Here is a 16396-nt window from a genome sequence, read left to right on the forward strand (position 1 = left end):
GGACCGGGTGATGGTCATTTACGCGCGATGACGAAAGCGAAGCTCGTGAAGGTCCGCCAGTCGCGGCTCCGGGCGAGGCGCGTGAATGCGTCGTCGATCTGGCGCAGGCCGGGCAGCTTGTGGAAGTAGCTATAGCCGTAGAACGGCAGCACGACGATCTCGCGAAAGCCGATCTCCTTCAGGAGTGGCACGATCACCGCCTCGCTGCCCCGGCAGTAATTGTAATGCGCCGGGAATTTCGGGTTGCCGCCATCGTCCCTGCGGTCCGGGAACAGGGTGTGGAGCACGGCGCGCGACAGGGCCTCCGGCATGAGCTGGTTGGCGACGAAGGGCGGGGCGAACAGGGTGGGAAAGAAGCTGAGCGCTGCGCCGCCCGGGGTTAGAAGGCCATGGATGTTGCGCCACATCTGCGCCACGTCCGGCACATGCTCCATCACCATCGAGCAATAGGCGAAGTCGAACCGGTTTCGGCCGATGGTGTCGAGGGTGGAAGGCGAGGCGATGTCGCAGCAGAGTTTCGAGAATTCGGGCTGCGCGAGATCGAGCTCCTTCTGCGAGATGTCGTTGATCGTCACCTTGATCCCATGCCGGACCAGTTCCGGCGGCTGGAAGACCGGGTCGCGCCCGCCGCCGATCTCGAGATGGTCGCGAAGGTCGTACTCGTTGGTGAGGGCGACGATCGTGTTCTTGTAGTTCTCCCAGCTCCAGTTCCAGTCGGGCGAATAGCCGAGGTCGCGCGCGATGGCGCGGATGTCGCGCGGGGCCACCAGCGGGCGTGTGGCCGACGCCTTGGGGGTGGTCGGATCCGGGTTCGCACTCGTCATGCTCATCGCGATGCGCGCCTTCTGAAGCGGTCGAGCCGCGTTGCAGCAGTGAGGGCTGCCTGTCTGACAACGAGCCTAAAGCGTACCCGGTTACGGAGATCTCACGGTCTTCCGGGCGGTCAATGAATTTCGAAGGCAGCCTTAACGGCCCATGGCCTTAATCGCGCCATCATGGACCGTTGTTCAGGGTGGGCCGGTCGTCTCGGCGCGGTAACTCACCCGCGTCTTCCGACGATGGCCTTCCGAAGGATGCCACGCCTTGCTTCTCCCCGCGCGACGCCATCGTCTTCGTGACGAGCCAGACCGGGGTGACGCCTGATGCTACCGCCGCACCGCTGGTTCTGGATGCTCATTCTCGTCGCCTGCAGCGGCGCCGGGCTCCTCTACGACCTTCTGTTCGCCAACGGCGCCTCGCCGCTGGCCGGGGTGATCTATGGCCTCGCGGTGGGGGCGACCACCCTCGCCTTCGACCGTGGCCTGATCTTCGGCGGCCTTCAGGCGCGCTTGCGCCAGTTGCCAGCGAAGATCTACGTGCTCACGGCCGAGCTCGCCTATGTCCTGATGATCGCCAGCGGCATCGCGCTCGGGGGCCTCGTCGTTTGGGCCCTGGGCCTGACCGGGGACGCGCTCAAGGACGCCGTCAAGATCACGCCTCGGGTCCTCGCCTACTCGCTGGCGGTGTCGGCGATGCTCGTCTTCGTCATCCGCATGCGCGATCTCATCGGCGGCGAGGTGTTCGTGAACTTTCTCGTCGGCCGCTATCACAAGCCGGTGCGCGAGGACCGCATCTTCCTCTTCCTCGACGTCGTCGGCTCCACCGCCTTCGCCGAGACCCATGGCGACCTGAAGGCCCAGGCCTATCTCGGCGCGGTCTTCGCCGCCCTCGCCGAGCCCGTGCGCCGCAACCACGGCTCCACCGACGATTACATCGGCGACATGGCCATGATCACCTGGCCGATGGAGCGGGGCCTCAAGGACGGGCGCTGCGTCGCCTGCGTGTTCGACGTCCTCGACAGGATCGAGGCCGAGGCGTCGATCTGGCAGGCCCGTTTCGGCGTCGTACCCCGTTTGCGGGCGGCGCTGCATGGCGGCTCCATCGTCACGGCCGAAGTCGGGGTCGACCGGCACAAGATCGCGTATTTCGGCGACACGGTGAACGTGACTTCGCGGATCGAGGCCCTGTGCCGGCCCCTGGGCACCGAGATCCTGATTTCGGACGATCTCCTCGCCCGCCTTCCGCGCCTGCCCGAGGGCATCCACGCCCGCTCGCTCGGCGCCCACGCCCTGCGTGGCCGGGGCCAGCCCCTCGCCGTCTCGACTCTGGAGCGGGTGGTTCCGGCGCTCGAGGAGGCCGAGGGCGGACGGAGCGTGACCGCGCCCTTGGCCGCGCCCTTGGCGGCGTCCGCATGAGCGAGCCGGCCGCCGACCGTTCGATCGTCGTCTACATCGACGCCGATGCCTGCCCGGTGAAGGACGAGACCTACCGGGTCGCCGGCCGATACGGCCTGCATGTCTACGTGGTGGCGAACAGCTTCATCACCCTGCCGCGGGAACCCTGGATCGAGCGCGTCGTCGTCAGCGACCGTTTCGACGCTGCCGACGATTGGATCGCGGAACGGGCGAGGCCGGGGGCTGTCGTCGTCACCTCGGACGTACCCCTTGCCAGCCGCTGCGTGAAGGCCGGGGCCGAGGTGCTCGCGCCGACCGGGAAGCCCTTCAGCGAGAGCGGGATCGGTCTCGCCCTCGCCACCCGCAACCTGATGCAGGACCTGCGCGAGGCGGGCACGGTCACGGGCGGCCCGCGACCGTTCTCGGCCCGGGACCGCTCGGCCTATCTCGGCGCGCTGGATCGGACCGTGATGCGGCTCAAGCGGGGCGGCTTCGGCTGACGTTCGCCTTGTCCCGAGCCGCGTCCGGGATTCGTTTCGGCTTCGTCACGAGCCGTTCCCCATGGCCTCGCCGAAGGACTGGACCAGCCTGTCCTCCAGCCGACCCTTCATGTCCGAGAGGATCGCCATGGCGACGGCGTTCGGCATGGCCGGCTTGTAGGCGCGTTTCTCGGTCAGCGCCGAGTAGATGTCGCAGATCGTCATCAGCCGCACGGTATCGCCGATGGAATCCCCGCTAAGGCGGTCGGGATAGCCCGAACCGTCGAGCATCTCGTGATGATGCCGCACGGCGCCGAGGGTGAGGGCATCGCAGCCGGCCGCTTTCAGCTTCTCGTAGCCGATGACCGGATGCGTGCGCATGACCGTCATCTCTCCTTCGTCGAGCCGGCCCGGCTTGTTGAGGATCGCCAGCGGAATCCGGGCTTTCCCCAGATCGTGGAGCAAAGCGGCGCGGACGAAGTGATTGCGGTCGCTGGCCGAGAAGCCGAGGTGAAGCGAAAACTTGGCGGCAACGCCTGCCACCAGCAGGCAATGCTGGTAGGTGGCGTCATCATGCGTCCAGACCCGGTCGAGCCAACGGGTCAATCCGCCGTCGCGAACCGCTTCGATGATCGGTTCGAGGCTGGCATCGACCTGTGCCAGAGCGACCGGGCCGTTCGATCGGGCGCCATCGAACAGGCGGGTCAGGACTTCGGTGGCCCGTGCCACGCCGCGCTCGATGCTCCGCACCGGCTTGTCCGCACGGTCCTGGATCACCTGCGTCATCATCGTGCGGGCGACCATGGCGGGGGGCGTGTGCGCCGAGAGGCAGCACGTCGCGCCGAGGTTCTTGGCGTCGCGCAGGCCGTTCTCGCTCGTGTTGCGCAAGAGGCAGATGATGGGGACGTCCGCGCCGTTGAGCTTCGCGAAGGCCCGGCGCATGGCGGTCACGGCGTCGCGCCGAGCGAGTGTCACATCGGATATCGCACCAATCGTCTCACGCGTGATGTCGAAGGCCGCATCGAACCGGACGACCTTGCAATCCGCTACGAGGCTCAGTTCGCCGCGCAAGATCTCGCTGCTGTCCGGCCGGTCTGTGATTAATAGGACTGTCCCATCCAGCATTCGCACTAAGCCCGAGATCCGGCGATACCCGCGGGTTCGTGATAATTTGCAAACATGGAAAGAAGCTTAATCCAGTCATGATGCATAATGATAAAAGTACAAAGTGACATTCGACAGGGCGTGACCTACTGAGCGTGCAACTTGAGATGTGTCGAAATGGAGGTTGCAGCTTCATTCGCCGCTCTCATACCTTCTTCATAGGCTCCACCGGCGGTTCCCCATTGCAGACGGGACAGCGCCTCCCCGGCGAACCAGATCTTGTTGCCCAGCGATGCCTGAAGTTGCGTTCGTGCCGGAGCATGTCCGGGCGGGACCACGGCCCATGAACCGAGCGACCAGGGGTCGTGGCGCCACTCGCTGATGGCCGGAATGGAGAGATCGTGCAGGGCGCGATGGCCGACATGGTCCGCCAGGACAGCGCGCACGAGGCGCCGGACGGAATCCGGGTTCCGGCCCCGGGCATCCAGGGCCTGGGTCATCGGCGTGTCGAGTTCGAACAGATGAAACGGTGTCCCATCCACGCGTGTGAGCAGTCCGGGAGGTTTGTGGCGTCCACCCGTCAGGGCGGCGAGCCGGTCGCGCCCGAGGAAGGGTGCGGACGGCCAGTGCAGCACGGCGTGTTCGTAGATCCCGCTGGAGAACCCGTCGATGGCCGCGCGCGTCTCGGGCGGCAGGGACGGGGTGAAGAGCGGTGCTGCGCGCAGCACCATCATCGGGATCGTCACGATCACCGCCGCGGCCCGCCGCACCGATCCGTCCGCCACCTCCACGGTGACACCGGTTCCCGACCAGTCGATGCGCACGACCGGCGTGTTCAGGGCGATGGGAAGCCCCTGCGCCAGACGGGCGAGATAGCCGCCGAAGCCGCCGGCGATGAAGTAATTGTCGCCGTATTCCATGCTGGGGAAGTCGTGGAGGGAGATCTCCGTGAGGGGGCGCCCGGAGACGAGGCCGTGGACGAGGGCGATGCGTTCCGCCCAAGGGCCCAGACCGGGCGGGAGGGCACTGGACGCCGGGCGGTCGGGGCCTTCGAGGCCGGCCTGGCTGGTCAGGGCGCGATCGGCCACCGAGAAGGCACGGGCATGGGCCGCGACTTCCGCCCGGCGCCCTTTCCGGCCCGATACGAGCAGGTGTCCCTCCTGCGCGGCGACCCGCAGGGGCTCGCCACGCGCCTTGCCCAGGCGAACCAGCGGATTGATCGGTCCGGCATGGAGCCAATGCCCGCCGAGATCCACCGGGTGGCCGCGCAGCATCGTGGTAAGCAGCCGACCGCCGATCCGATCGCGCGCCTCCAGCACCGCCACCGAGATGCCCCGCTCCGTAAGGGTCCGCGCCGCGGCGATGCCGGCGGCGCCCGCGCCGACCACGATCACATCCGCGTGGTCGGGCAGCGGTGCCAGGCGCGGCGCGATGCTCTGCCGCAAATGGCTATGGGCGGGACGGGGGGTGGGGACCATGCGGAGGGTTGTTTCCGGGGGATGTCCGTGATCGGCGAAGCGGGGGAGAGTGCGTGGTGATTCTCTACCAGCCGTTACGGTGGGAGAACATTGCACGGACTCGTGTGAGGCTCGTCCTTCATGTCGCATCGTTGGAGAGGCCATGCCGCACCGCGAAAGACCGGCCGGGGTTGCGCCGCAGCGCGGGCGACGCCAGAACCCGGCGCTGACGGCCGGGCCTGTCCGGGCACCCGTCTTCCCTCGCGCGGAACAAGGATTCGGCCGCCATGCTCATTCAGGCTGCCTACGCTGCCCTCAGGCAGGTATTGTCGCCGCCTCTGCGCGCCATCCTGTGGAAGTCGCTCGCCCTGACGATCGGGCTTCTCATCCTGATCTGGGCCGGCCTCACCAAGGCGATCGACTGGTTCCTGGCGAACCATCATCTCTCGGCGAGTTATCCGTTCCTGGATACCCTGGCGGTCTTCTTCGCCGGCGCCGGCCTGTTCATCGGCCTCGCCTATGTCATGCCGGCGGTCTCGATCCTGGTCGCGGGCTACTTCCTCGACGACGCGGCGGCCATCGTGGAGCGCACCGATTTTCCCGGTGACGCCCCGGGCACGGCACTGCCGATCGGCTCGGCGATGCTCTACGCCTTGCGCTTCGCGGGGCTCGCCCTGCTGGTCAACCTCGTGGCGCTGATCCTGTTCTTCGTGCCGGGCGTGAACCTCGTGGCGTTCTTCCTCGCCAACACCTACCTGCTCGGACGCGAGTATTTCGAACTCGCCGCCGGGCGCTTCCGGCCCATGGCGGAAGCGGGGGAGATGCGCCGGCATTTCGGAATGACCACCATGACAGCCGGCGCCATGCTGGCGGGGCTGATGGTGGTGCCCGTCCTCAACCTGCTGACGCCGCTCTTCGGTATCGCCCTCATGGTGCATGTCCATAAGGGATTGAGCCGGAAGGCTACCTTGACCGGACCGGATCCGCGTAAGCGGCTCGGATAACGCCCCGTTCAGGGCAGGTCGTCGCCAAAATCTGAGGTCGAGATCGGAGTTGTAGGGCCTGCCCTTGGCCGAAGGCTCTCGGCTACTCAATGTTCCGACCTGCCTCGTCGACCACACAGATGGCGGTCTCTTCAAGGGGGACGTAAAATCCGGGAAGGGTGCGTCATGGGTGATCCGTCCTGATGTTGTGGCGATGCAACCTCGCCCACGATCCCACATCTCGATAGGAGCAGCCGCCTTCAGCGGACCCGCGGCCGGACCCCAATCACCGCGTCTGTCTAAGTAATGGCTTCGCGCGTCGGGATTGGCATGGGAATTTTGACGGTCATGTCACTTGCCTTGGATTCACTTCCCGGCCTTCGCCAGCTTGAGGAAGTTGCCGATGGTGCAAAGCATCGCTCATGCGCCCCAGATCTTGTCGAGGCCTCGGGGTAGGAACCGGCGCGAGCCTCGGGTCTGCTCGATCTACCCAAACACGCGCTCGACCACCTGCTTCCTGCGGCCGCCCGCCGCTTAAACCGCGCCGTCATCGCACGCATCGGGGACGTCTTCGTCAGCTTCCGGCGACCGGCCCCATCCGTCTCTCCGTGACACGCCCGCCCCGGAGCCAGATAGGAGGTGATCCGCAGCTCCTGCAGCCCGACGAGGTTCGCCTCCTTGGCATCGCCCGCATCCTCAATCGTGCAGCGACGACAGGAACTGGCGCAGCTCGGGCGTCTTCGGAGCGCCGAACACCTCCGCGGGCGGGCCGATCTCGTGGACCAGCCCTTGATGCATGAAGATCACCCGGTCGGCGACCTTGCGAGCGAAGTTCATCTCGTGGGTGACCATCAGGAGGGTCATGCCCTCCTCGGCCAGCGATTCCACCACCCGAAGGACTTCGCCGACGAGTTCGGGGTCCAGCGCGCTGGTGATCTCGTCGCAGAGCATGATCGCCGGGTCCATGGCCAGCGCCCGGGCGATGGCCACGCGCTGCTGCTGCCCGCCGGAGAGTTTGTCCGGCATCGCGTCGAACTTCTCCGCCAGACCCACGCGGGCGAGGAGCTGGCGGGCGCGGGCCTCGTTCTCGGGGCCCCCGCGCTTCTTCACGAGGTGCGGCGCCAGCATGACGTTGCGCCCCACCGAGAGGTGCGGGAACAGGTTGAAGTTCTGGAAGATCATGCCGACGCCCTGGCGAAGCTCACGCATGGCCTTGGCGTTGTCGTAGAGCAGGTGCTTCCCGTCGACGATCAGCGAGCCGTGCTGGAACACCTCCAGGCCGTTGATGCAGCGCAGGAGCGTGCTCTTGCCGGAGCCGCTCTTGCCGATGATCGCCAGCACCTCGCCGCGCGCCACGTCGAGGTCGATGCCGCGCAGGACCTCGTGGGTGCCGTAGGATTTGCGCAATGCCGTGATCCGCAGGATCGGGGCGCCGACCCGGGTGTGGGGCGTACCGGCGAGGCCGCCCGTCGGCAGCGGCTCGGGAACGGCATTCATGCGAGTTTCCTTTCGAGGACACGGGCATAGAGGCTGATGGGGAAGCACAGGGCGAAGTACATCGCCGCCACGCAGGCATAGGTCAGCATCGGCTCGTAAGTGACGTTGGCGATCATGCCGCCGGCCTTCGTGAGTTCCACGAAGCCGATCACCGAGGCGAGCGCCGTGCCCTTCACCACCTGGACCAGGAAGCCCACCGTGGGCGCTACCGCGATCCGCAAGGCCTGGGGCAGGATGATGTGGCGGAACTGCTGGCCGAAGCTCAGCGCCAGACTGGCGGAGGCTTCCCACTGCCCGCGCGGGATCGCGGCGACACCGCCGCGCCAGATCTCGGTCAGGTAGGCGGAGGCGTAGAGGGTCAGCGCCACGCAGGCCGCGAGCCAGGCGGAGGTGTTCACCCCCACCATCGCAAGGCCGAAATACAGGAGAAAAAGCTGCATCAGCAGGGGCGTGCCCTGGAAGAGCTGCACATAGGCGCCCACGCCGCGCTCGAGGACGCGTCGTCCGGAGAGCCGCAGGAGCAGGAGACCGAGGCCGACGATCGTGCCGCCGAGGAAGGCGATCAGGGAGAGCGCCACGGTCCAGCGCGCGGCGAGGAGCAGGTTACGGACGATGTCCCAGAGGGTGAATTCCGGCATGGCGACCTCCCTAACGGCCGAACAGGAAGCGCGGCCCGGCCCAGTTGAGCAGGTTGCGTACGAGGATCGCGAGGGCGAGGTAGATCAGGGTGCCGACGATGTAGGCTTCGAAGGCCCGGAAGTTCCGGCTCTGAATCAGGTTGGTGGCGTAGCTCAGTTCCTCCGTCGAGATCTGGCCGCAGACGGCCGATCCCAGCATGACGATGACGATCTGGCTCACCAGGGCAGGCCAGACCTTCTTGAGGGCCGGGGGCAGCACCACCCGGGTGAAGACCTGCGCCCGGGTCAAAGCGAGGCTCTCTGCGGCCTCGATCTGCCCGCGCGGCGTCGCCTCAATGCCGGAGCGCAGGATCTCGGTGGCGTAGGCCCCGAGGTTGATGGTCATGGCGAGGATCGAGGCCACGGCGGGCGAGAGCCGGATCCCGAGTTCCGGCAGGCCGAAGAAGATGAAGAATAGCTGCACGATGAAGGGCGTGTTGCGGATCAGCTCGACATAGGCGCCGGCGAGCCAGCGCAGCGGACGCGGCCCGCTGGCCCGCGCCCAGGCGCAGAGAATGCCGATCATCCCCCCCAGCAGGGTGGCGACCGCCGTCAGGCCGATGGTCCAGGCCGCCCCCCGGACGAGCAGGGGCCACTGGGCGAGGATGCTCGCGAAGTCGAGTTGCAGCGGCATGGACGGTCGGGGACCCCGGCAGGCGGCGTGAGCGAGAGCCGGCCCAGCGGGACGGCCCTCGGCGGACGGGCGAGTTTCAGAGCGGCAGGTTCTCGAGGGCGGGTTTTACAGGGGGAGGTCGCCGGTCCCGCGCTTCAGCCATTTCTGCGAGAGGGCTTCGAGGGTGCCGTCCGCCTTGGCGGCCAGGACGATCTCGTTGACCTTCTTCAGGAGAGCGTCCTCGCCCTTGGCGATGCCGACGAAGCAGGGGCTGTCACGTAGCAGCAGCTTGTACTCGATGCCGAGATTAGGGCTCTTGCGGCTGAGCACGCCGATATTCGAGACGCTGGTGGCGATGACCTGGGTCTGCCCGGCCGCGAAGGCGGCGGTGGTGGCGGCCTGATCCTCGAAGCGCTGGATCTGGGTGGAGGCGGGGGCGACCTTGCCCAGCATCTCGTCCTCCATGGCGCCGCGCGTCACCGCCACGGACTTGCCCGCGAGGTCGTCGAAGCTCTTGATGGGAAGGGATTTCAGCGCGAACACGCCCTGGTAGAAGGGCGCGTAGGCGGCGCTGAAATCGATGATCTTCACCCGCTCCTCGTTCTTGCCGAGCGTCGAGACGATGAGGTCGATCTTCTTCGTCTGGAGGTAGGGGATGCGGTTGGCGCTCACCACCGGCACCAGTTCCACCGTGGCGCCGAGCTTGGCCCCGATGAGGTTGGCGACATCGATGTCGAGGCCGATCGGCTTCAGGTCGAGGCCGACGAAGCCGTAGGGCGGGTAATCGGCCGGCACGCCGATCTTCACGACCTTGGACTTCTCGATCTGCCCGAGCGTCTCCTGGGCCTGAACGCTCCCCATCGACAGCAGGGCGGAACTCAGGCCGAGGGCGAGGAGGAGGCTGCGTTTGGTCAGGGACATCGGCAAATCAAACTCTCTTGGGGAAACGAGCTTTCTTGCAGAGACCGCCGCTGCGAAGACCGCCGCGGGGCATCGGCGATTGCGGGGGGCCTCTGCATTCGCGAGGCCTGTGCAATTCTTGTGCACTTGGCAGCGCGGTCGGGGGACAGGGCGTGACGAACGTCAAGCCGCGAGCCCGGACACGTCCTTCGCCGCCGCCCCGGTCAGCGCCGTGAGGAGCAGGTCGACGCCGTCGAGGAGGTCGGCGGTGTCCATGGCCTCGTGCGGGTTGTGCGATCCGTTGGCGTTGCGCACGAACACCATCGCGGCGGGCACGCCGGACCCGGCGAAGACCGCGGCGTCGTGGCCCGCCCCGCTCGGGACGCGCTCCACCGGCGCGCCCCGCGCCGCGCCGGCCGCCTCCAGCCGTGCGATCCAGGCCGCATCCATGGCGGCTGGGGCCGAGGTGAGGGCGGCGTCGAAGTCGAAGCTGACGCCCCGGCTCGCGGCGATGCCCCGGCAGGCCTCCTGGAACAGCTGGTCGAACCGCGCCAGCGTGTCCGAATCCTGGCTTCGGATCTCGAAGCTGAACGTCACTTCGCCGGGGATGACCGAGACGGCGTGCGACTGCACGGATGTCGTGCAGATGCCCGCCGTCATCACGAGGTCGACGCCCATCTGGAGCAGCACGCGCCAATGCTCGTCCATGCTCGACAGGAGTTCGGCCACCGCGAGGAGCGCGTCCTTGCGCAGCCAGCGCGGCACCGCCCCGGAATGCCCGGCCTCGCCGACGCAGCGAATGCGGTGGCGGCGGATGTTGCCGCGAATGCCCGTGACCACCGCCGAGGGCCAGCCCCGCGCGATCATCACCGGCCCCTGCTCGATATGGAGTTCGAGATAGGCGGCGATCTCGTGCGGCCGCAGCAACGCTTCGCCCCGCGAGACCGCATCGACATCGACGCCGCTGCGGGCCATGGCCTCGCCGAGGGTGCCTCGGCCGGCACGATGGGGCAGGGCCAGGGCCGAGGCGGGCAGCCGGCCGAGAAGGGCCAGCGAGCCCGTATAGGCCTTGCCGTACCAGGCGCTCTCCTCCCCGCGCAGGGCCAGGACCCGCAGGGGCGGCGCCAGTCCGGCCCGGCCGCGCAGGCGGTCGAGCACCAGCAGGCCGGCGACGACCCCGGCGAGACCGTCGAAATTGCCGCCCTGCGGCACCGAATCGAGGTGCGAGCCGATCACGACCGGCGGCTCGGAGCGCGCATCCTCGGGCAGTCGCAGCCAGAGGTTCTGGAAGCGATCGCGCTCCGCCGCGAGGCCGAGTTCGGCGGCGAAGCCCTCGATGGCCCGCATCGCCGCCTCTTCGCCCGGGCCGTAGGCCTCACGGGTGACGCCGAGCCCGTCGCGCGAGAGGTCCGCCACTGCGTCGAGGATGCGGTTCGCCAGGTGCAGGGGCCGGCTCACGCGCCGACTCCGCCATGGGCGAGAGACCACGCGACCGGGTCCGCTGTGAAGGCGTCGAGCATCGCTCCGGCCTCCGCGCTGAGGTCCCCGGCCTCCCGCAGAGCGGCGAGCAGGTCGCGCCACGTCGTGAGGGCGTGGAGGGCCAGGGCATGCTCGGCCCAGCGCGCGGCGGAATCGGGATAGATCCCGTAATCGACCACGACGAGGACGTCGGCGATCGCGGTTCCGGCCTCGCGCAGAGTCCGGGCCGCCGCGATCTTGGAGCGGCCGTCCGTGGTGACATCGTCGACGAGGAGAAGGCGGGCCTCCTGGGGCAGGCGTCCTTCCAGGCGGGCTTCCTGGCCCCAGCCCATCGGCTTCTTGCGCAGGTAGAGAAGCGGCAGGCGCAGGCGCTCGGCGATCCAGGCCGCGAAGGCGATGCCGGAACTCTCCGCCCCGATGATCGCGTTGACGCCGCTCTCGGCGACAGTCCCGGCGAGGCGCGCGGCTGCGTGATCCATCGCCAGGGTCCGCAGGGCCACATCCGACATCAGCAGGCGGGTGTCGACATAGACCGGGCTCGCCCAGCCGGAGGTGTAGATGAAGGGCTGGCCGGTGGTGAGGCGCACGGCACCGACCTGCACCAGCGCCTGGGCCACCCGCGCGGAGGACGCTGCCGGCTGGAAGGTTGAGGACATCGCGACGTTTTCCGGGAGTGTCGGGGGAAGCGAGGCCGCAACCTAGGCAGGGGCTCGGGGCCCGAGAAGTTCAATCTCCGACGTCGAGGCATCGCATTCCGCGACGGCTCGGCCGACCGTCGGCCCGCGATGGCGCCGGTTTTGCCTGCCGACACGGCGAACTTCGTCAAGCCGGAAAGCCCCTTCGTGCCGTCGCCGCGCCACTTCCTTCGCCAGCTCGATCTCGGGACGCTGGAGCTGTTCGTGCTGATCTGCGAGACCGGCAGCATCGCGCGGGCGGCCGAGCGCGGGCAGATCGCGGCCTCCGCCCTGAGCCGCCGCGTCGCCGAACTCGAAGCGGTGATCGGCCATCCGCTGCTGGCCCGCCATGCCCGCGGCGTCCGGCCGACCTTCCTCGGCGATCAGCTGCGCCAGCACGCCTTGACGATCCTGCTGAACGTGGAGCAGTTGCGCAGCGACCTCTCCGAATTCGCCGGCGGGGTGCGTGGGCGCGTCAGCCTCAGCGCCAGCGCCTCGGCGGTGGAGCAGTTCCTGCCCGGCGATATGGCCCGCTTCGCGCGGACGCATCCCGACATCCGCATCGACCTGCGTCAGCGCAGCAGCCGCAGCGTGGCGCAGGACGTGATCGAGGGCGAGGCCGATCTCGGCATCTGCGGCGCCTGCGAGCCCGGCCTTCCCTTGTCGGCGCGGCCCTACCGCACCGAGCGCCTCGTCCTGGTGATGCCGCAAGGGCATGCGCTGGGTGTCCGCAGCCACGTGGCCTACGCCGAATCCCTGGATTTCGAGCAGGTCGGCATGCGCGGCAGCAGCACGGTGCAGATCCACCTCAACCGGGTCGCCCGCGAGGCGCGGCGCGCCCTGCGTCAGCGGGTCGAGGTCGACAGCCTCTCGGCTATGTGCCGGATGATCGAATGCGGTATGGGCATCGGCGTGATGGCCGAAGGTGCCTTCCAGGCTCTGGGCGAGCGCCACCTGCACGCGGCCGAGCTCACCGATGCCTGGGCGGTGAGCGCCCTCAACCTCTATGCCGTCGATTTCGCAGCCCTGTCGGGGCCGGCAATGCGGTTCGTCGAGGGGCTTCTCGCGCCGGAAGCCGTCGCCGATACCAAGCTTCAGTGAGCCATGATCCATGAGTCAGGCTCGCTGAGGCCCTGCGGACGAAAGCCCCTGCGCGGCCGCGTGGGTAAACCTCAATAATTCAAGCTAACGGAATGGGTGTTATTGTAAATCAGCTCGCTATTGCTTCCGGTTTTTGCTCGTTACGGTTGCATGCTGCAATATGATTTACAATATGATTGCTATAATTTGTAATCTATAAAATATTAATTAACATTTTACTTATAAGGGTGCCTTTTATAAGTACAGACACGATAATTAGTGCGTATGCCGGTTTTTAGACTAGATCAGTCTGATAATTCGCAGTAGGGAGGGGCGCCCCAGAAGGCATGGTGCCGACGACCCCATACCCCCCCCCCCCCCCCCCCCCCCCCCCCCCCCCCGAGGGCCTCGCATTGCATTGGCTCCCGATGTGGAGCCTTCCACGAACCTGAACGAAGGGCGGCCTCGCGATGCGGCGGAGCCGTGGGGATGAGTCATGACGCTGCCGAACTCGACGACCGACGTGACCGGCCTGAACAAGGCGACCGGCATCATCACGACGGCGAGCCGTGTCGGCACGTTGAAGACGGGCGACACCGTCACCTTCACGCTAGAGGCGGAAACGGCCGTCACTGTCACGGGCGCGCCGCGGCTGACCCTGAGCAACGGCGCAACCGCCACCTATGCCGGCCTCGACGGGGAAGGACGCGCGACCTTCACCTATACGATCGCGGCCGGGGAGGACGACGCGCGCCTCACCGTCACCGGCCTCGATCTCAATGGCGGATCGCTGGACAGGCCCGGCCTGCTCGACTTCGCGACTGCACCGAACGTCACGGTCGGCGGCGCGCCAGCGAGTGTGACGGTCGCCGACGTGAACGAGGATGGCAAGCTCGATATCCTTACCGCCAACAACAGCAGCAACACGGTTTCGGTGCGGCTGGGCGACGGGGCCGGCGGCTTCAGCGGCACGACCAACGTATCCGTCGGCTCAGAGCCTGGCAGCGTGACGGTGGCCGACGTGAACGGCGACGGCCATCTCGACATCCTCACCGCGAACAGTGGCAACGACACCGTTTCGGTGCGGCTGGGCGACGGGGCCGGCGGCTTCAGCGGCACGACCGACCTAGCCGTCGGCTCCGAGCCTCGCAGCGCGACGGTGGCCGACGTGAACGGCGACGGCCGGCTCGACATCCTCGTTGCGAATAACGACGGCAGAACCGTCTCCGTGTTGCTCAACACCACGACCACTGCGCTGTCCTTCGACCCGGCCAGCGTCTCCAGCGCGACCACGGGCTCCGATACCGACCTGGCCATAGACGCCACCGCTCCGGCCCTGACCGGCACGCAGACCGTGCTCGCCGACGGCACGGAGGACACCGCCTATACGGTGACCGAGGCGCAGTTGCTCGAGGGCTGGGCCGATGCGGGCACCGCGATGCTGACCGTGTCGGGCCTGACCTCGTCCAGCGGCACGGTCACGGCGAATTCGGACGGCTCCTTCACCATCACGCCGGCGGCGAACGCCACGGGTCCGGTGACGCTGACCTACGGCGTCAGCGACGGCACCAACGCCCCGGCCCCCGCGACCCGCAGCTTCTCGCTCACGGCGGTGAACGACGCCCCGCTGCTCACCGGCACGCAGGCGACGCTCGTGGCCGGCACGGAGGACACCGCCTTCACGGTGACGGCGGACGACCTGCTGCAGGGCTTCGCCGATCCCGAGGGCACCACCCTCGTCCTGTCCAACCTCAGCGTCGATCACGGCACCATCGTCGGCGACGGGGCGGGCGGCTACACCGTCAGGCCGGACGCGAACTACAGCGGCCAGATCACGATCAGCTACAGCGTCGGCGATGGCGCGGCGTCGATCCCCGCCACCCTGAGCACCACCCTCGCGGCTGTGAACGACGCGCCGCGCCTCACCGGTACCCAGGCGACCCTGGCGGCCGGCAGGGAGGACGCTGCCTATACGGGTCGGCTCTCCAACCTACTGAAGGGCTTTACCGACACCGACAGTGCATCGCTCGCGGTCACGAACCTGAGGGCCGACCATGGCACGGTGACGATCACGGGCGGGACCTTCACGCTTACGCCGGACGCCGACTATAACGGTTTGGTTACGCTCAGCTACGATGTCGGCGACGGCACGGCCATCACGGCAGCGACCCGGGCGCTGACTCTCGCCTCAGTCAACGACGCCCCCGTCGCGACCGACGACGTGATCGAGGTTGTTCAGCGAAATTCCGTGGCGAGTGGCGTGCTCGGCAACGACATCGACCCCGACAGCGGCACCCTGACGATCACCGCGATCAGGGCAGTGACCGCCGGCACGGCCCGGACGGCCGTCGACGGCGAGATTGTGATCGCCGGCCGCTACGGCACGCTCACCCTGAAGGGGAACGGCAGCTACACGTACGAAGCTAATGCCGAGGGCCGGGTCGCGGTGGGAGCAAGCGTCGTCGACGACTTCCTCTACACGCTCTCGGATGGACAGGGTGGCGCCGGTTCCTCGCATCTGCGGGTGACTGTCACTGGCTCCAACCGAGGCGATGCAGGCAACAACGTCTTCTTGCTGACCGGCCCGGGGACGAGCGCCTCCGGGTATGACGGCGACGACACCTATATCGTCGACAATGCCGGTGATCGTGTGATCGAGGCGGCCGACGGCGGCACCGACACGGTCGGGACCAGTGTGAGCTTCACGCTGTCGGCCGGTCAGGGGATCGAGACACTGAGGACCACAAACGACGCCGGCCTGGACGCCATCAGGCTCGGCGGCAACGCGTTCGCGAACACGCTGATAGGTAATGACGGCGCCAACGTTCTCAACGGCGGCGCGGGCGCCGACCTGCTCTACGGCAAGGGCGGCAGCGATACGTTCGCATTCTCGTCGAACCTCGGCTCTGTCGATGTCGACCGCCTTACCGACTTCTCAGTACCGGAGGACACGATCCAACTGGCCCGGGCCGTGTTCCGCGCTCTTACCACGGGGCAGCTTGCAGAGACTGCGTTCAAGGATCTCGGCAATGCCGGTGCCGTGGTGGATGCGAGCGATCGCATTCTCTACAACCACAAGAACGGTGCGCTCTCTTACGATGCCGACGGCAACGGGACGGCTAGCACTGCCGTCCAGTTTGCCGTCATCGGCACGAAGGAAACGCTGACTCACCTCGACTTCCTGGTGGCGTAAGCTTCGCAATGCGCTCTGGCCGATCAATCCTGCTCGGCCAGAGCCTC

At 67.5% G+C, this 16396-nt stretch carries 14 protein-coding genes; 5 read left to right on the forward strand and 9 right to left on the reverse strand.

Annotation, left to right across the window (positions count from 1 at the left end; all coding sequences use genetic code 11):
* Positions 1 to 14 precede the first annotated feature (14 nt).
* Positions 15 to 830 carry a class I SAM-dependent methyltransferase gene (locus ACYQR9_RS07065; protein ID WP_461229154.1) on the reverse strand — a complete coding sequence of 272 codons (816 nt, stop codon included), beginning with the start codon at positions 828 to 830 and terminating at the stop codon, positions 15 to 17.
* 312 nt (positions 831 to 1142) lie between these two features.
* On the opposite strand from ACYQR9_RS07065, the gene ACYQR9_RS07070 reads away from it, so the two are divergent.
* Positions 1143 to 2234: an adenylate/guanylate cyclase domain-containing protein gene (locus tag ACYQR9_RS07070; protein WP_461229155.1), complete on the forward strand. Its 1092-nt coding sequence runs from the start codon at positions 1143 to 1145 to the stop codon at positions 2232 to 2234.
* Positions 2231 to 2713: a YaiI/YqxD family protein gene (locus ACYQR9_RS07075; protein WP_056427788.1), complete on the forward strand. Its 483-nt coding sequence runs from the start codon at positions 2231 to 2233 to the stop codon at positions 2711 to 2713. Before ACYQR9_RS07070 ends, ACYQR9_RS07075 begins: the two co-directional genes overlap by 4 nt.
* Before the next feature lie 45 nt (positions 2714 to 2758).
* Here the strand turns inward: ACYQR9_RS07075 and ACYQR9_RS07080 are convergent, their stop codons facing one another.
* Complete coding sequence (locus ACYQR9_RS07080; RefSeq protein WP_461221213.1) at positions 2759 to 3763, reverse strand: HD-GYP domain-containing protein; 1005 nt, start codon at positions 3761 to 3763, stop codon at positions 2759 to 2761.
* 179 nt (positions 3764 to 3942) lie between these two features.
* Positions 3943 to 5274 (reverse strand): flavin monoamine oxidase family protein, encoded by a 1332-nt coding sequence (locus tag ACYQR9_RS07085; RefSeq protein ID WP_461229156.1) that lies wholly within the window; start codon positions 5272 to 5274, stop codon positions 3943 to 3945.
* A gap of 266 nt (positions 5275 to 5540) precedes the next feature.
* Here ACYQR9_RS07085 and ACYQR9_RS07090 point away from each other — a divergent pair, with 266 nt between their 5' ends.
* Positions 5541 to 6257 carry a sulfate transporter family protein gene (locus tag ACYQR9_RS07090; protein ID WP_207409842.1) on the forward strand — a complete coding sequence of 239 codons (717 nt, stop codon included), beginning with the start codon at positions 5541 to 5543 and terminating at the stop codon, positions 6255 to 6257.
* 675 nt (positions 6258 to 6932) lie between these two features.
* Here ACYQR9_RS07090 and ACYQR9_RS07095 read toward each other — a convergent pair.
* The 6 genes from ACYQR9_RS07095 to ACYQR9_RS07120 all read right to left on the reverse strand — a co-directional run bounded on the left by ACYQR9_RS07095 (position 6933) and on the right by ACYQR9_RS07120 (position 12058).
* Positions 6933 to 7733 (reverse strand): amino acid ABC transporter ATP-binding protein, encoded by an 801-nt coding sequence (locus tag ACYQR9_RS07095; RefSeq protein WP_056427772.1) that lies wholly within the window; start codon positions 7731 to 7733, stop codon positions 6933 to 6935.
* Complete coding sequence (locus ACYQR9_RS07100) at positions 7730 to 8371, reverse strand: amino acid ABC transporter permease (RefSeq protein ID WP_461229157.1); 642 nt, start codon at positions 8369 to 8371, stop codon at positions 7730 to 7732. The genes ACYQR9_RS07095 and ACYQR9_RS07100 overlap by 4 nt, the downstream gene beginning before the upstream one ends.
* Before the next feature lie 10 nt (positions 8372 to 8381).
* Complete coding sequence (locus tag ACYQR9_RS07105) at positions 8382 to 9044, reverse strand: amino acid ABC transporter permease (RefSeq protein ID WP_461229158.1); 663 nt, start codon at positions 9042 to 9044, stop codon at positions 8382 to 8384.
* Positions 9045 to 9149: 105 nt separating this feature from the next.
* Complete coding sequence (locus ACYQR9_RS07110) at positions 9150 to 9938, reverse strand: transporter substrate-binding domain-containing protein (RefSeq protein WP_461229746.1); 789 nt, start codon at positions 9936 to 9938, stop codon at positions 9150 to 9152.
* 168 nt (positions 9939 to 10106) lie between these two features.
* Entirely contained in the window at positions 10107 to 11381 is a 1275-nt protein-coding gene (locus ACYQR9_RS07115; RefSeq protein WP_461229159.1) for a hydantoinase/carbamoylase family amidase, read from the reverse strand.
* Positions 11378 to 12058 (reverse strand): orotate phosphoribosyltransferase, encoded by a 681-nt coding sequence (locus ACYQR9_RS07120; protein WP_461229160.1) that lies wholly within the window; start codon positions 12056 to 12058, stop codon positions 11378 to 11380. The genes ACYQR9_RS07115 and ACYQR9_RS07120 overlap by 4 nt, the downstream gene beginning before the upstream one ends.
* Before the next feature lie 129 nt (positions 12059 to 12187).
* Here ACYQR9_RS07120 and ACYQR9_RS07125 point away from each other — a divergent pair, with 129 nt between their 5' ends.
* Complete coding sequence (locus ACYQR9_RS07125; RefSeq protein WP_461229161.1) at positions 12188 to 13177, forward strand: LysR substrate-binding domain-containing protein; 990 nt, start codon at positions 12188 to 12190, stop codon at positions 13175 to 13177.
* Positions 13178 to 13652: 475 nt separating this feature from the next.
* On the forward strand, positions 13653 to 16349 hold the full coding sequence (locus ACYQR9_RS07130) for a cadherin-like domain-containing protein (RefSeq protein WP_461229162.1): 2697 nt from the start codon (positions 13653 to 13655) through the stop codon (positions 16347 to 16349).
* Positions 16350 to 16396: the final 47 nt, after the last annotated feature.

Source organism: Methylobacterium sp. CM6241 (assembly GCF_054817845.1).

What these genes read in the sequence shown, in the direction of transcription:
- ACYQR9_RS07085 (WP_461229156.1), bottom strand. Translation starts at nt 5,274, where the DNA reads ATGGTCCCCACCCCCCGTCCCGCCCATAGCCATTTGCGGCAGAGCATC.
- ACYQR9_RS07095 (WP_056427772.1), bottom strand. Translation starts at nt 7,733, where the DNA reads ATGAATGCCGTTCCCGAGCCGCTGCCGACGGGCGGCCTCGCCGGTACG.
- ACYQR9_RS07075 (WP_056427788.1), top strand. Translation starts at nt 2,231, where the DNA reads ATGAGCGAGCCGGCCGCCGACCGTTCGATCGTCGTCTACATCGACGCC.
- ACYQR9_RS07105 (WP_461229158.1), bottom strand. Translation starts at nt 9,044, where the DNA reads ATGCCGCTGCAACTCGACTTCGCGAGCATCCTCGCCCAGTGGCCCCTG.
- ACYQR9_RS07090 (WP_207409842.1), top strand. Translation starts at nt 5,541, where the DNA reads ATGCTCATTCAGGCTGCCTACGCTGCCCTCAGGCAGGTATTGTCGCCG.
- ACYQR9_RS07100 (WP_461229157.1), bottom strand. Translation starts at nt 8,371, where the DNA reads ATGCCGGAATTCACCCTCTGGGACATCGTCCGTAACCTGCTCCTCGCC.
- ACYQR9_RS07070 (WP_461229155.1), top strand. Translation starts at nt 1,143, where the DNA reads ATGCTACCGCCGCACCGCTGGTTCTGGATGCTCATTCTCGTCGCCTGC.
- ACYQR9_RS07065 (WP_461229154.1), bottom strand. Translation starts at nt 830, where the DNA reads ATGAGCATGACGAGTGCGAACCCGGATCCGACCACCCCCAAGGCGTCG.
- ACYQR9_RS07120 (WP_461229160.1), bottom strand. Translation starts at nt 12,058, where the DNA reads ATGTCCTCAACCTTCCAGCCGGCAGCGTCCTCCGCGCGGGTGGCCCAG.
- ACYQR9_RS07130 (WP_461229162.1), top strand. Translation starts at nt 13,653, where the DNA reads ATGACGCTGCCGAACTCGACGACCGACGTGACCGGCCTGAACAAGGCG.
- ACYQR9_RS07125 (WP_461229161.1), top strand. Translation starts at nt 12,188, where the DNA reads ATGGCGCCGGTTTTGCCTGCCGACACGGCGAACTTCGTCAAGCCGGAA.